This is a genomic window from Pseudomonas sp. B35(2017), from assembly GCF_002113645.1.
GTDB lineage: Bacteria > Pseudomonadota > Gammaproteobacteria > Pseudomonadales > Pseudomonadaceae > Aquipseudomonas > Aquipseudomonas ekonensis.
In genome coordinates, this window is sequence record NZ_NEIZ01000005.1 from 248,505 (window position 1) to 262,845 (window position 14,341).

At 64.9% G+C, this 14,341-nt stretch carries 16 protein-coding genes; 9 read left to right on the plus strand and 7 right to left on the minus strand.

The annotated features are described in order from the left end of the window. Nucleotides 1-3 precede the first annotated feature (3 nt). The 3 genes from CAG41_RS12320 to CAG41_RS12330 form a co-directional block, all read right to left on the minus strand. A complete protein-coding gene (locus CAG41_RS12320; protein WP_085707046.1) occupies nucleotides 4-1,152 on the minus strand; it encodes an NADH:flavin oxidoreductase in 1,149 nt (382 codons plus the stop codon). Further along, nucleotides 1,149-2,387, minus strand: coding sequence for an AfsA-related hotdog domain-containing protein (locus CAG41_RS12325; RefSeq protein WP_085578896.1), 1,239 nt, complete (start codon nucleotides 2,385-2,387; stop codon nucleotides 1,149-1,151). Before CAG41_RS12325 ends, CAG41_RS12320 begins: the two co-directional genes overlap by 4 nt. Nucleotides 2,388-2,513: 126 nt before the next feature. Beyond that, nucleotides 2,514-3,068, minus strand: a complete 555-nt coding sequence (locus CAG41_RS12330) for an acyl-homoserine-lactone synthase (protein WP_085578710.1) — start codon at nucleotides 3,066-3,068, stop codon at nucleotides 2,514-2,516. 190 nt (nucleotides 3,069-3,258) lie between these two features. Between CAG41_RS12330 and CAG41_RS12335 the strand changes: the two genes are divergently transcribed. Together CAG41_RS12335 and CAG41_RS12340 are read left to right on the plus strand one after the other, a co-directional pair. Then, complete coding sequence (locus CAG41_RS12335) at nucleotides 3,259-3,942, plus strand: autoinducer binding domain-containing protein (protein WP_256575505.1); 684 nt, start codon at nucleotides 3,259-3,261, stop codon at nucleotides 3,940-3,942. Nucleotides 3,943-4,426: 484 nt separating this feature from the next. Next, nucleotides 4,427-4,927 (plus strand): phosphate-starvation-inducible protein PsiE, encoded by a 501-nt coding sequence (locus CAG41_RS12340; protein ID WP_085578714.1) that lies wholly within the window; start codon nucleotides 4,427-4,429, stop codon nucleotides 4,925-4,927. Here the strand turns inward: CAG41_RS12340 and CAG41_RS12345 are convergent. The 3 genes from CAG41_RS12345 to CAG41_RS12355 all read right to left on the minus strand — a co-directional run bounded on the left by CAG41_RS12345 (nucleotide 4,924) and on the right by CAG41_RS12355 (nucleotide 8,222). Beyond that, nucleotides 4,924-5,241, minus strand: coding sequence for a DUF3509 domain-containing protein (locus CAG41_RS12345; RefSeq protein WP_085578717.1), 318 nt, complete (start codon nucleotides 5,239-5,241; stop codon nucleotides 4,924-4,926). The genes CAG41_RS12340 and CAG41_RS12345 overlap by 4 nt on opposite strands. Nucleotides 5,242-5,457: 216 nt before the next feature. Further along, nucleotides 5,458-6,759, minus strand: a complete 1,302-nt coding sequence (locus CAG41_RS12350) for an HAAAP family serine/threonine permease (RefSeq protein WP_085638474.1) — start codon at nucleotides 6,757-6,759, stop codon at nucleotides 5,458-5,460. Between the two features lie 86 nt (nucleotides 6,760-6,845). Further along, nucleotides 6,846-8,222: an L-serine ammonia-lyase gene (locus CAG41_RS12355; protein ID WP_085707047.1), complete on the minus strand. Its 1,377-nt coding sequence runs from the start codon at nucleotides 8,220-8,222 to the stop codon at nucleotides 6,846-6,848. Between the two features lie 135 nt (nucleotides 8,223-8,357). Between CAG41_RS12355 and CAG41_RS12360 the strand changes: the two genes are divergently transcribed. The 7 genes from CAG41_RS12360 to CAG41_RS12390 all read left to right on the plus strand — a co-directional run bounded on the left by CAG41_RS12360 (nucleotide 8,358) and on the right by CAG41_RS12390 (nucleotide 13,972). After that, nucleotides 8,358-9,305, plus strand: coding sequence for a LysR substrate-binding domain-containing protein (locus CAG41_RS12360; protein ID WP_085578723.1), 948 nt, complete (start codon nucleotides 8,358-8,360; stop codon nucleotides 9,303-9,305). A gap of 201 nt (nucleotides 9,306-9,506) precedes the next feature. Continuing rightward, nucleotides 9,507-9,914, plus strand: a complete 408-nt coding sequence (locus tag CAG41_RS12365) for an HPF/RaiA family ribosome-associated protein (RefSeq protein ID WP_085578725.1) — start codon at nucleotides 9,507-9,509, stop codon at nucleotides 9,912-9,914. Nucleotides 9,915-10,205: 291 nt separating this feature from the next. Next, nucleotides 10,206-10,505: a DUF3649 domain-containing protein gene (locus CAG41_RS12370; protein WP_085707048.1), complete on the plus strand. Its 300-nt coding sequence runs from the start codon at nucleotides 10,206-10,208 to the stop codon at nucleotides 10,503-10,505. A 2-nt stretch (nucleotides 10,506-10,507) separates the two neighbouring features. Next, a complete protein-coding gene (locus CAG41_RS12375) occupies nucleotides 10,508-12,097 on the plus strand; it encodes a PepSY domain-containing protein (RefSeq protein WP_085707049.1) in 1,590 nt (529 codons plus the stop codon). Further along, nucleotides 12,098-12,424 carry a DUF3325 domain-containing protein gene (locus CAG41_RS12380; RefSeq protein WP_085578731.1) on the plus strand — a complete coding sequence of 109 codons (327 nt, stop codon included), beginning with the start codon at nucleotides 12,098-12,100 and terminating at the stop codon, nucleotides 12,422-12,424. A 1-nt stretch (nucleotide 12,425) separates the two neighbouring features. Beyond that, complete coding sequence (locus tag CAG41_RS12385; protein ID WP_085695170.1) at nucleotides 12,426-12,986, plus strand: RNA polymerase sigma factor; 561 nt, start codon at nucleotides 12,426-12,428, stop codon at nucleotides 12,984-12,986. Beyond that, nucleotides 12,983-13,972: a FecR family protein gene (locus tag CAG41_RS12390; protein ID WP_085707050.1), complete on the plus strand. Its 990-nt coding sequence runs from the start codon at nucleotides 12,983-12,985 to the stop codon at nucleotides 13,970-13,972. The genes CAG41_RS12385 and CAG41_RS12390 overlap by 4 nt, the downstream gene beginning before the upstream one ends. Before the next feature lie 40 nt (nucleotides 13,973-14,012). On the opposite strand, the gene CAG41_RS28300 is transcribed toward CAG41_RS12390, so the two are convergent. Beyond that, a complete protein-coding gene (locus CAG41_RS28300) occupies nucleotides 14,013-14,306 on the minus strand; it encodes a hypothetical protein (RefSeq protein WP_139834969.1) in 294 nt (97 codons plus the stop codon). Nucleotides 14,307-14,341 lie beyond the last annotated feature (35 nt).

A 14,341-nucleotide genomic window follows, 5' to 3' on the forward strand; every position in this document is an offset into this window, starting at 1 on the left:
TCCTTATGCCAACGAAGGCCTCAAGTATTTGGGGTTCACGCAGCAATACACCCGGTCCAGGCGCGGATTGCTCTTGTCGCTGAAGCACTGGCTGTCCCAGCGGCATTTGTGGATCTCGGCCGCACGGCCCTGCAGGGTCTTGTTGATCAGGTCGTTGTCGGCGAACAGCGCGCGGGACATCCCCACCCAGTCGCACACGCCTTCGCCCAGCAGGCGTTCGGCCTTGTCCAGGCCGTCGGTGAACCCGGCGTAGCCCACCGGCACCGTCGACACGGCCCTGATCGCCTTGACCCCGGCCTGCAGGTAGTCGTCCATGGCCGAGGAGTGATGGATCAACTGGCCGAAGGTCGCGCCGATGCACATCGAGCATTCCAGCGCCGCCACGCCGGCCTGGCAGAGGGCCTGGACGGTTTCCTTGATGTCCGGGTATTGCAGGCCCTCGTCACCCAACTGGTCGTCGATGCCCAGCCGGATGGTGACGATCAACTTGCCCTGGGTGCGCTCGCGGATGGCGCGGACCACGTCGAGCAGCAGGCGCGCGCGGTTTTCCTGGCTGCCGCCGTAGCGGTCCGTGCGCTTGTTGGTGTGGGGCGACAGGAAGCTGCTCAGCAGGTAGCCGTTGGACGCCTGCAACTGCACCAATTGCGCACCGTTGATCCAGGCCAGCCAGGCCGAGTGGGCGAACTGCTCGATCACCTGGGCGATGTCCGCTTCGTCCATGACCCGCACCCGGTAATCCGGATCGAGCTTGGACACCCGCGGACAAGGCACGCCGCTGGGCGTCAGCACGGGCACCCCGGTGTTGGTCGTGGTGCCCTGGCCGCCGTAGTGCTGGAGCTGGACGCCCACCGGAGTGCCGACGCGTTCGGCCATCTCGAACATGGCCTTGAGCGATTCGCCCTGGTGCGGCTCGAACAGGGCCAGGCCGGTGCTTTGCAGGCGCGACTGGGGCGACACCGTGGCGTTGCACAGGAACGCCATCGAGCAGCCGCCCTCCATGATGCCCTGGTAGAACTCGACCATGGCGGGCGTCACGCAGCCGCTGCGGTCGGCCAGGTCCACGCCCATCGAGGCGAAGAACAGCCGGTTGCGCAGCGTCAGCCCGCCCTTCAGGTGCAGCGGTTCGAGCACGTTGGGGTAGTGGACGGTCATGGCTCTGTCCTCTGCTCGGGCATCGCCGACGTCGGGTTCAGGTTCATCCACAGCGGTTGCCCGAACTCGGCGGGCGCCACGGTTTCCTCATGGGAGAAGTAGGTGAACTGCTTGAGCACCTCCCGCCACTTGAACCGCAGCTGGGAATCCAGCTCCGCCAGCTGCAGCCGCAGCAGTCCGTCCGTCGAGGCCGCGTGGGCCCTGACGGTCTGCACCGGCAGGCAGACCATGCCTTCGTTTTCCAGGTACAGGTACGCATGGCCCTGTGCGGGAGCGTCGATCGGGCTGTCGCTGCGCACTTGCAGGCCGCCCATCGACAGCAGCTCCAGGCGCCCGGTCAGGTGGCGGCCGGACTCCAGGCGCACCAGCACTTCCTGGCGGATGCCCTTGAGCGGCCGGAACCACAGGGACGGGTCGATTTGGATGTTCCGCATGCGCTTGAACACGGGCATCTTGATGACTTCGCCGTGGAGCCGGATGTCGGCCACCAGTTCGCCGCGCTGGTAGAACCGCGCGCGCTTGTCGACCTTGCGCGCCCGGGCCGGCGCGAGCCCGTCGTAGTCGCCCACCAGCACGTCGACCTGGAAGGACGATTCGGTGTAGCGGGGGAAGCTGGATATCAGGTCGACGATGGAGATCGACACCTCGCCCCGGGCATAGCCGCTGTGCTCGTAGAAGTGCGCGTACATGGCCTGCCGGGCGACTTCGATCAGCATCAGGCCGGGCACGTGCTCGTGGTGCTTGCGGTAGAAGAAGTAGTTGGCGGTGTCGTTGAACAGGGTGAAGCACTGCAAGCCTTGCTGCGGACAGCCGTCCAGCTGCTTGAGCACGTCATGCACCCGCCGCTTCTGGCCGACGTCCAGCGGCGCCTCGCAGCCCGGCAACTGCGCCAGTTTGGCTTCGGTGCTTTCCGGTATCCAGACGCCCGTCAGGATCAGGTGGTCGGTGGCCTTCTCGTAATGGAGCAGCAGCTCCGGGAGTTCCGCCGACAGGCCGGCCTGCTCCAGCTCGTCCAGGCCGACCACCGTCGGCAGCGAGCGCAGCACCAGCCGGTCGCTGTCGGCGCGGTACGCCAGGTCCACGGCCTCGCTCTGCGCCGGCCCCAGGTTCGCCCGTGCGACGATCCCGGCATCCAGCCAGGCCGGCAGCAGGTGGCGGGCGTCGTATATCAGCACGTCGTCATCGTGGCCCTTGTGCACGATGTCCTTTGCGACTTTCCTTTCCATGTCGATCATGATCATCCCTCAGTGTTGAACGTAGGTTTTCGGCAGTTGCTATCCATGTCGCAAGTTCGATCCACACCGACAGGAACCGTTGGGCTCGTTACAGCGGCTTGCTGGGTTTCTTGTTGACTCGGGGCCTCACTGCACCGTGATGCAGCAGGCGCCCAGGATCCGGTTGTCGACCGCCCGGGGCGGCGCCAGCCATTTGAAGTCGATGCCGCCGCGCCGCAGCAGGCGCCCGACGGCAAGCGGGGACACCGACACCAATTGGGAAACGCCGCAGGTGCGGGCGTAGTCCAAGGTGGCCATGAACAGGCCCACGGTGTTCTCGTCGGACATCATCTGTTCGTCCCGGCCGGTCTGGGTGTCCAGGTCCAGGGAGGTGAAGCGCGACAGCTCCCAGATGTCGTCCCGGCTCGGTGCGGGCACATCGTCCAGCAACGAGGTGAACACCTCGCTCAGCAGGTACGGCTGGGTGGTGGGCAACAGGCGGGCACAGCCCTTGATGTTGCCGTCCTCCTCTTCGGCGACGATGTAGTGGGTGCCGCTGTGGTCGAACTGGTCGAACTCGAAGTCGGCGGGCGTCGACAAGTCCCAGCCGAGCCGTTCCACAAACACCTGATACCGATAGTGCGCCAGGCGCTGACGCCCGGCGGGCGTCAATTGGTCGTAACGTCCGGACAAGTAATCCATCACAGTTTCCTTTTAGTGATTGGGCTGGAGTTAATTAGAAGGCACAGCGAGTTCACGAACTACCTGTCACCCTTGACAGCTATCGCAATATTTTGAAATATGTTATGGGCGCCGGCACGAAGCCGCTTGCAATAAGTATGAGAAAGGAATCTCTATGTCGCACTGGCAGGCTGAACTGTTGGAAAAGGCTATGTCCGCCACGGATGTCGAAGTATTGTTCGACAATCTAACCAGCGTGGCCCGACAGTTGGAATTCGATTATCTGGCGTATGGTTCCAGAAGACTTTTCCCGATCACCAAACCCCGTCTTTTTCTCGTCAACAACTATTCGCCCGCCTGGCAGGCTGCCTATTCGGACAATCGTTACCTGGAGATCGACCCGTACGTCATCCGCGCGCTCAGAAGCGTGAAGCCGGTGCTGTGGGACGCCGAACTCAAGGCCCGGGCGCCGGATTTCTGGCAGGAGGCGCACAGCCACGGGCTCTCGGAAGGGTGGGGGCAAACGCTGCTCAACAGCGAGGCCCAGGGGCTGGTGACATTCGCCCGGGGCAGCCAGCCGATCAGCGCGCTAGAGCTTCAGACCAAGCAGGCCGAGCTGTCCTGGCTGGCGCAGATCACCCACCTGGGCCTCACCCGGCTGCAGCTTTTGGGCGCCGAATCGGTGCAGCCGGTGCCCATCGAACTGTCGCAGCGGGAGAAGGAAATCCTGCAGTGGACCGCCGACGGCAAGTCGTCGGACGACGTGTCCATCATCCTCGGCATCTCCAAGCGAACGGTCAATTTCCACATCAACCACTGCCTCAAGAAGCTGGGTTGCCAGAACAAGATCGCGGCGGCGGTCAAGGCCTCGCTCATGGGATTGTTATGGAACTAATGTTAAGTGCCGCACAGTTTTATGGCAGCGCCGATAGTGTGATCTTCCCTCTGCGTCATATCGGTGCATGGCGAAACTAAGTATTGGACGCTTGATCAGTTTTTTATTGAATAAACTTATGCCGTAATCGTATTGGCTGTCGGATGTCATGTAACCGTAAGCCGGATGAAGTTACAGCTTCACAATTAATCAGGCCCGTTTCTCTGTAAATATTTGTAATGGAAACCGGTGTTGCGCCGAACGCCGGTTCAAGTTCGCTGCACATGTTTGCCGTGCGCGGCGCAATGTTCGGCCCTCCCGTTTGCTTCTTCCCGCCACGCCTTTCGCTTCGGCGTGGCCCGGTGCGACCAAACGCCACGGCGCGGGTTTGCCCGCAGCTCGCCATGATGCGTGGCCCTGTTTCTGCATGGCTGGGGCCGCGTGCAGAAAAACCGTCATGTCGACCCCGCATCATCCGCTCGTACCGGGCTAAGGAACCTTCACCGTGAAAATCAACTGGGCCGAAAAACTGCGGCAGAACGTGCATCAACTGGCCGAGTCCCTGGGCAACCTGTTCGTCGAGACGTTCCACTACCTGGCGCTGTTCGCCATCGGCGCGGTGACCGCCTGGGCGGCGGTGATGGAGTTTCTGACGATGGTCGAAGAGGGGCACATCAAGATCGACGACATCCTGCTGCTGTTCATCTACCTGGAACTGGGGGCGATGGTCGGGATTTACTTCAAGACCAACCACATGCCGGTGCGTTTCCTGATCTACGTGGCGATCACCGCGCTGACCCGGTTGCTGATCTCCAACGTCTCGCACCACAACCCGCCGGACATGGGCATCATCTACCTGTGCGGCGGGATCCTGCTGCTGGCGTTCTCGATCCTGGTGGTGCGCTACGCCTCTTCGCAGTTCCCGTCGGTGAAGATCGAGCACCCGCACCGCAAGACCGGCGCGGGTTCCGGCGAACATCCGGAAGTCGAGAAGGGCGAGCTCTAAAGCCGGCTCGCCGGCCGCGCCGGGCCATTGCTGCGGGGCGGCGGCGCAGGCAGGGCGTCGCCGTGGGTCATCGCTTCGAGGATGGCAAGGGCGCTGTGGCCCTGCTCGATGGCGATGCCGAACTGAATGCTCTGCACCAGACGCGCGAGGCGTTTGGGGTCGTTGCGCTGCTCGGCGCTGATCATGCGCTTGGCCGCGACCCGGCCGTTTTTGGAGAGGGTCAGCATGATGCTGCCGTCCAGGCCCTGAATGCTCAGGTTGATCTGATAGTCCGGCGCGAAGGCATCGGTAATGATCTGAAAAGGATTGTCCATGATGCGTCACCGCCTGATTGAACGTGCAGTTGTTGACCGGCCGGGGTCGGGTTGGTTCGCCCGGCCAGACCGTCGGCCCGTCGCTCGCTTGCGTTTGCAAAGTCCGTTTGCAGCGCAAGGGCGGTAGCAAGGGACATGCCGGAACGCGTGCCGAACGCGGTTTGCGGGCAAAAAGAAGGCGAGCCCGGGGCTCGCCTTCTTTTTGGGTGGCCCGTTTCAGGGCAGGAACGAAAAGATGATCGCCGACAGTGCAATCAGGCCGACCAGCACCACGAACACGTTCGAGGCCTGGCCCGAGTACGGGCGCAAGGCCGGCACGCGGCGGATGGCGTACATCGGCATCAGGAACAGCAGGCAGGCGATCACCGGCCCCCCGAGGGTTTCGATCATTCCCAGGATGCTCGGGTTGAACGTCGCCACGGCCCAGCAGCTGAGGATCATGAACAGTGCGGTCGCGCGGTTCAGCCAACCGGCCGACACCGCCCGGCCGCGTCCGCGCAGGCTCTTGACGATCATGCCCTGGAAGCCTTCGCTGGCGCCGATGTAGTGGCCGAGGAAGGACTTGGTGATCGCCACCAGCGCAATCAGCGGCGCGGCGTAAGCGATGACCGGGGTCTGGAAGTGGTTGGCCAGGTACGACAGGATCGAGATGTTCTGCGCCTTGGCCGCCGCCAGGTCCGCCGGCGACAGCGCCAGCACGCAGCTGAAGCAGAAGAACATCACCGTCACCACCATCATGCCGTGGGCCATGGCCAGGATGCCGCTGCTCTTGCGTTCGGCCTGGGCGCCGTAGCGCTGCTTCTGGTCGAGGGCGAAGGCGGAAATGATCGGCGAGTGGTTGAACGAGAACACCATCACCGGGATCGCCAGCCACAGGGTCTTGAGGAACACCGACATCGGCATGGCGTCCTGGGCGCTGGCGAAGAACGCGCCGTTCCAGTTCGGGATCAGGCTCAGGCCCAGCAGCAGCAACGCGGCGACGAACGGATAGACCAGCACGCTCATGGCCTTGACGATCACGCCCTGGCCGCAGCGCACGATGGCCATCAGGCCCAGGATCAACGCCAGCGACAGCACCGCGCGCGGTGGCGGGGCGATGTGCAGCTGGTGTTCGAGGAAGCTGCTCAGGGTGTTGGTCAGCGCCACGCTGTACACCAGCAGGATCGGGAAGATCGCGAAGAAGTACAGAAGGGTGATCAGTTTGCCGGCCCCGGTGCCGAAGTGTTCTTCCACCACTTCGGTGATGTCGCCGGAGCGTCCCGACAGCACGAAGCGGGTCAGGCCGCGGTGGGCGAAGAACGTCATCGGGAAGGCCAGCAACGCCAGGATCAGCATCGGCCAGAAACCGCCGACGCCGGCGTTGATCGGCAGGAACAGCGTGCCGGCGCCGATCGCCGTGCCGTACAGGCCCAGCATCCAGGTGGTGTCGGCCTTGCTCCAGCCCTGGCGGGTGGCGTCGTTGTCGCGGGTAAGGTCTGCGGAGGGGTTTTCGGCAGCGGGTGTACGTACATCGGTCATCGTTTTTGCCTCGTTATTATTCTTGCTCGGGCTCACGGTTGGCCGGCCGCGCGAGGCGGCCGGCCGGGGCGGTCAGGAAAGGCGCGTCAGCACTCCACCCAGCTCACGGCCAGGCCGCCCCGTGAAGTCTCTTTGTATTTGTCATGCATGTCGGCGCCGGTGTCGCGCATGGTGCGGATCACCCGGTCGAGGGAAATGAAGTGTTTGCCGTCGCCGCGCAGGGCCATCTGCGTGGCGTTGATCGCCTTCACGGCGGCGATGGCGTTGCGCTCGATGCACGGCACCTGCACCAGGCCGCCGACCGGGTCGCAGGTCAGGCCGAGGTTGTGCTCCAGGCCGATTTCGGCGGCGTTCTCCAGTTGCTCCGGGGTGGCGCCGAGCACTTCGGCCAGGCCTGCGGCGGCCATGGCGCAGGCCGAGCCCACTTCGCCCTGGCAGCCGACTTCGGCGCCGGAGATCGAAGCGTTTTTCTTGCACAGGATGCCGACGGCGGCGGCCCCCAGGAAGAACGCGACCACGTCGTCGTCCGACGCCTGCGGATTGAATTTCATGAAATAGTGCAGGACCGCGGGAATGATCCCCGCCGCGCCGTTGGTGGGCGCGGTGACCATGCGCCCGCCGGCGGCGTTCTCTTCGTTGACGGCGAGGGCGAACAGGTTGACCCATTCCATCGCCGACAGCGTCGAGCTGATCACGTTGGGCTTGCCGATCTCCAGCAGGCTGCGGTGCAGTTTCGCCGCGCGGCGGGGCACGTTCAGGCCGCCGGGCAGCACGCCTTCGTGGCTCAGCCCTTGCTCGACGCATTCGCGCATCACCGACCAGATGTGCAGCAGGCCCTGGCGGATCTCGGCGTCGCTGCGCCAGGCCCGTTCGTTGGCCATCATCAGCTCGGACACCCGCAGGTTGTGCTGCTTGCACAGGGCCAGCAGTTCGACGGCGCTGGAAAAGTCGTAGGGCAGGGTCACCTCGCCGGCCGCCGCCGCGCCGGACTTGACTTCGGCTGCTTCGACGATGAAACCGCCGCCCACCGAATAGTACGTTTGGCTGAACAGCTCGCCCGTCGCGGCAAAGGCTGTCAGCGACATGGCGTTGGGGTGGTAGGGCAGGCTCTCGTCCAGCAGCAGGAGATCGTGTTGCCAGTTGAAGGCGATCGACCGTTGGCCGGCGAGGGGCAGTTGGCCGGTCTCGCGCAGCCGCTGGATGCGCGGTTCGATGGTGGTCGGGTCGATGCTGTCCGGCCATTCGCCCATCAGGCCCATGACGCTGGCGCGGTCGGTGGCGTGGCCGACGCCGGTGGCGGACAGCGAGCCGTAGAGGCGCACTTCCACACGCTCGACATCGTTGAGCAGACGGCGGTCGGTCAGGGCCTGGACGAAGGTCGCGGCGGCGCGCATCGGGCCGACGGTATGGGAACTGGACGGACCGATGCCGACTTTGAACAGATCGAAAACACTGATAGCCATGCTAAACCCTTACAAGCAATGGAGTAGGAATCGCTGCCATTTTTTGTAGGACAAGCGCAATGTCGGCGATACTGCCTACCTAGGTTCAACGTGACCAACGAAACTTCCTAAGAAAGCCTTTAGCAGGACTAAACCATGAGTCGTCAATTGCATGCCCAGACTTACGTCTGGCTGCAGGTGTTTTCCTGTGCCGCCCGGCACCTGTCGTTCACCCGTTGCGCCGAGGAACTGCACATCACCCCGGGGGCGGTGAGCCAGCAGATCCGCCAACTGGAGGAACGCCTGGGACTGCGCCTGTTCCATCGCCGGGCCCGGGGCGTGGAGCTCAGCGCCGAGGGCCAGCGGCTGGCGATGACGGTCAACGAGGCCTACGGCAGCATCGACGCGGAGCTGCGGCGGCTCGATGCGGGCATGATCAGCGGGATCCTGCGGGTGCGCTCGATTCCTTCGTTCCTCAGCAAATGGCTGACGCCGCGCCTGCCGCGCCTGCAGCAGCGATACCCGGACATCCAGCTGCGGCTGGTGGCGGAGGACAGCAGCGTGCCGCTGCACGAGGGGGATTTCGACCTGGCCATCGACCTGAACGACGGCAGCTATCCGGGGCTGTTGTCCACAGCCCTGCTCGACGAGCAGATCTTTCCGGTGTGCGCGCCGGGCCTGCTGCGCGGGCGGCCGCCGCTGCACGGTCCGGCGGACCTGGTGCATTTTCCGCTGCTGCACGACATCACCGCCTGGCGCGGCAGCTACGAATACGCGGAATGGGAGTTCTACCTCGACGCGATCGGCTTCGAGGGCGCCGATGTGAGGCGGGGGCATACGTTCAACCGCAACCACCTGACCATCGAGGCGGCCATCGCCGGTATGGGGGTGGCCATCGCCCGGCGCACCTTGCTCAACGACGAGCTGGAGCGGGGCACGCTGATCGTGCCGTTCGGCCAGTCGGTGCCCAACCACAAACGTTATGTGCTGCTCTACGCGCCGGGGGCGCTGAGCCATCCGGGCGTGCGTGCGGTGCATGACTGGCTGGTGGAGGAGGCGGGCATTTTCCGGGGTCTGCACCCGTTGAGCGACGGGAGTTTGTGACCGGATTTTTCAGCAAGGCGGGTCGAGGCAATTCCCGACCATACCAGTGCTTTTGCCCGTTGTCCGGCTTTTTTTGCGTACGGATATTTATCTTTTTCAGGGGGTTGAAATGTTCGGCGCACGGGCCGATTGTTGTCATCAAGAGGTCACGGAAATCCTGTTCCGGGCCTCTTGAGAGCAAGCTGAAATAAGGGATGAACTATGCAAATCCAAGTCAACAGCGACAACCATGTTCAAAGCAGCAAGCGACTGGAGGAGTGGGTACGTACAACCATTGAGAGCACGCTCGAACGTTATGAGGAAGACCTGACCCGCGTCGAAGTCCATCTGGGCGACGAGAACGGCGACAAGCCCGGTCCCCATGACATGCGCTGCCAACTGGAAGCGCGGCCAAAAGGCCATCAACCGATTTCCGTGACCCACAAAGCCGATACGCTGGAACAGGCGATCGAAGGGGCCAGCACCAAACTGGAACATGCACTGGAGCACCTGTACGGCAAGCTGCGGGCCAAACGCGCCAATGTGGTGAGGCTCGAACGCGGCACCCATGCCGACCGGCTGCTGGAGGAAGAATTCCTGGAGAACGAACAGGCAGCGATCAACGGCTGATCCGCTGATTCACCTATCCACCCAACGAAAACGGGCCTGCGATTGCAGGCCCGTTTTTTTTGCCCTGTCTGTCAGGGCAAACGGCTGCCTGGCCATGAACCGTGGCGAGGGCGTTTGCTGCGGCTGGGAAGCGCAGCAGCCCCGATCCCGTCCATGTGCAATCACCCTGTCGGACGACTGAAGTCCGCCACACGGAAATCGACCTCCTTTGCACATGAGAATATTTATCATTAATATTGCTCGCCATTGATCCGGCCTTTCGGTCGGACGTTTTCGTTTCAGGGTCGAAACATGAAAGGCAAATTCGCCGCACTTCCCATGTCCTATCGTCTGGCCGTCACCTCCAGGGTGTTGGCGGCGGTGTTGGGCGGCTATCTGGTCGCGGCGCTGGCCAGCGTCACGCTGACGTTGTGGCTGCCGCTGGAGCGCGGCGAAGCCGTGGTGACCGGCATGACCGTCTCGTTCCTCGTCTACCTGGTGGCCGTGCTCTGGTGCTTCGCCTGCCGCACGGCGTGGTCGGCATGGGTCGGGCTGCTGGCGCCGAGCGTGATCCTGGCGACCGTCACCGGCGTGGCCCGGGGCCTGGGCTAGGTATGAAGGAAGGTTTCCGGCAGTCGATGGCCTGGCTGCACACTTGGAGCGGCCTGGTGTTCGGCTGGCTGCTGTTCGCGATTTTCCTGACCGGCACCCTGGCCTACTTCAAGGACGAGACCAGCCGCTGGATGCAGCCGGAAATCCCCGTGCGCGCGCTCAACGCCGAGGCGAGCCTGACCCAGGCCCAGCACTACCTGCAACGCCACGCCGCCGACGCCTCGCGCTGGGTGATCGATCTGCCCGACGCCCGGGATCCCGGCCTGACTGTGCGCTGGCAACAGGCGCCGGCGGCTCCCGGCGAGCGCGGCCGTTTCACCCGGGCGACCCTGGACGCGCAGACCGGTGCCGCCGTGCAGCCCCGGGAGAGCGCGGGCGGCGAGTTCTTCTACCGTTTCCACTTTCAGCTGCAGATGCCCTATCCCTGGGGCCGCTGGCTGGCGACCGCCGCAGCCATGGTGATGTTCATCGCCCTGATCACCGGCATCGTCACCCACAAGAAAATCTTCAAGGACTTCTTCACCTTCCGCCCGCGCAAGGGCCAGCGCTCGTGGCTCGACGGCCATAACGCGGTGGGCGTGCTGGTGCTGCCGTTCCATCTGATGATCACCTACAGCAGCCTGGTGATCTTCATGTCGATGGTGATGCCGGCCAGCATCCTGGCCAGCTACGGCAAGGATGTCAGCGCGTTTTACCAACAGGTGTTTCCGCAGGTGCCGCTCCCCGAACACGCCGGCCAGCCGGCCACGCTGCCAGCGCTGGCGCCGCTGCTGGCCCGGGCCGGCGAATATTGGCCGGGCGGGCAGGTGGCGCGGGTGACGGTGGACAACCCCGGCGATGCGAACGCCGCCGTGGTGATGACGCGCTCCAGCGGCGACCGCGTGGTGTATGACTACGGGCGTGAGCTGAGCTTCAACGGCGTCACCGGGCAACTGCTCGGCCAGACGCCGGAGCAGTCGCTGCCGATGGCGGTCGCCGGCGGCTTCTACGGCCTGCACATGGGCCGGTTCGCCGGGGCGCCGCTGCGCTGGCTGTACTTTTTCTGCGGACTGGCGGGCACGGCGATGATCGGCACCGGGCTGATGATCTGGTTCGGCAAGCGCCAGCTCCAGCATGCCAAGAAGGGCACGGCGCCGTTCGGGCTGCGGCTGGTGGAGGTGCTGAACATCGCCGGCATGGCCGGTCTGGTGACGGCGGTGGCGGCGTTCTTCTGGGCCAACCGGGCGTTGCCGCTGGATCTGCCCGCCAGGGCCGGCTGGGAAGTGAATGCCTTCTTCATCGTCTGGGGTTTGAGTGTGGCGCATGCGGCGCTGCGTTGCGGGCGACAGGCCTGGGTCGAGCAATTGAGCGCGGCCGCCGTGCTGTTCGCCGCGCTGCCGCTGCTCGATTGGGGCACCGCCGGCCGTTACCAGATTGCCGCGCTGGAGCAGGGCGACTGGACGCTGGTCGGGTTCGACCTCACCTGCCTGGTCGCCGGCCTGTTCCTGGCCTGGGCCGCCAGGAAAACGCAACGCGGCGGGCTCGCCGCGAAGGCCGGCAGGCCCCGTCGCGAGACGGTGCGCCCGGCCGTCCTCGAACCGGGGGCGCACTGAATGCTGGCGACGTTCCTGCTGTGCTACGGCGGCTTCACGGCCCTGTGCCTGTCGATGGCGCGTCACCATGACGATCTGCTCGGCCGCAAACCGTCCTTGCGCCGCCGCCGGGGCCTGAAGCTGGCCGGCTGGGGGCTGCTGGGCCTGTCGCTCTGGTCGGCGGTGGCCGGCAAGGGCTGGGGCTTCGGCCTGGTGGACTGGTTTGCCGTGCTGATGGCCAGTGGGTTGGCGCTGGTGTTTCTTCTGCCCTATCGCCCGCGCCTGGCGTTGGCGCTGGCCGCCTTCGGCCTGCTCGCCAGCCCGGCCGCCGTCTGGGGTCTGAGCTGAGATGCTGGTCAGCCTGCCGCCGGAATCCCGCGACGATGAGCCGCGCGGGGCGCGTGCGCATTTTCTTCAGGTGTTCCTGTCCCAGCGTTCGCAGATGGAAGCGCTGGTGAACCGGCGCGTCGGCTGCCGGGCCACGGCGGCAGACCTGGTGCAGGATCTGTTTCTGCGTTTCTGGCGCCGGCCCCTGGTGCAGGTCGAGGAGTTGAGCACCTACCTGCTGCGTTGCGCCGGCAACATCGCCATCGACCATCTGCGCAGCGAAGGCGCGCGGCTGCGGCACAGCGAAGGCTGGCGGCCGGAAGAGGCGACCGGCAGCGAGCCCCAGGCGGCGCTGGAGGCGGGCAACGACCTGCGCCATGTCGAGGCGGCGTTGCGCGCCTTGCCCGAGCGCACCCGGCAGATCTTCTTGCTCAACCGCATCCACGGGCGCAAGTACGCCGAGATCGCCAAAGCCATGGGCCTGTCCCAAAGCGCCGTGGAAAAACATATGATGCGCGCCCTCGAGGCCTGCAAGGCCAGCCTGCGCGAACCCGCGCCACGCACGCCAGGGAATGCACCGTGAACCCCAACGACCGCGTCACGCCGACGCCCGAGCAGGAACAGACGGCCCTTGCCTGGCTGAGCCTGTTGCACGACCGCCCCAGCACCGGCGACCCACTCACGTTCAGCCAGTGGCTGCGCGCCGACCCCGCCCACGCCGAGGCCTATGCCCGGGCGCAGGTGGTCTGGGAAATTAGCGAAGGGCCGGCGCGTACGCTGGCCGATGAGGAGGCGCTGGCGCTGCAGGGCTATCTCGACGCCATGGACCGCCCGCGCCGTGCGCCGCTGCGGCGTTGGGCCCCCGCGCTGGCGCTGGCCGCGTGCCTGGTGCTGATGATCGGCCTGGGCAGCGGTTGGCAGCCGCAGCGTTGGGTCGATGACCTGGGCGCGGATTATGTCTCGGCCCCCGGTGAGATCCGCACGGTGACGCTGGCCGACCAATCGCAAGTGACCCTGGACGCCGACAGCGCCATCGCCGTGGATTTCAGCCAGGGCGAACGGCATGTGCAGCTGCGCCGGGGCGCCGGGTTTTTCAGCGTGACCCACACCGGCGAGCCGTTCGTGGTCGACGCCGAAAAAGGCCAGGCGCGGGTGCTCGGCACCCAGTTCGAAGTGCGCCTGCAACCCCATGGCGCGCAGGTCACGGTGCTGTCCGGGCGGGTCGGCGTGACGGCAGACGGGGAGGCGCCGCAGCAGATCCTCACCGCCGGCCAGCAAACGGCCTACGCCAACGGCACCGCCCAGCCCTTGCGGGCGGTGGACAGCGAAGCGCAATTGGCCTGGCGTCAGGGTTGGCTCAACTACTACAAGGCGAGTCTGGCTGACGTGGTGCAGGATCTGCGGCGCTACTACCCCGGACGGATCCTGCTGCTCAACGACGGGCTGGCGGCGCGCAAGGTCAGCGGCAGCTTTCCCGGCAAGGATCCGCAGGCGGTGCTCGATTCCCTGCAAGGGGTGCTGGGGTTCGAGCAGCACCGGATCTTGGGGCAACTGATCATCCTGCGCTGAGGCCGCCGGCCTCATCGCTTGCAGGCAAGCTCCTACAGGTTCAGCGGTGTACCTGGATTTTGCGGGCGCCGGGAAAACCTGTGGGAGCTGGCTTGCCAGCGATGAGGCCGGTAATGCCCGCATCTCTGTTGCCTGATCCACCGCCATCGCTGGCAAGCCAGCTCCCACAAGTATCTCGGGTGTTCACAAGATCTATGCACACCACCAAAAACGGTGGGAGCCAGCCTGCTGGCGATGGCGGCAGCACGGCCAACACCTTCTCAGAAAATATTTTCAAGAAACCGGTGAGGTAATTCCGGGCAGCAACCGTGTAGTGACAGAAACTGCGAGTCATTCGCATCCGTTGCGGTTCTACACAGGTCATGAGCA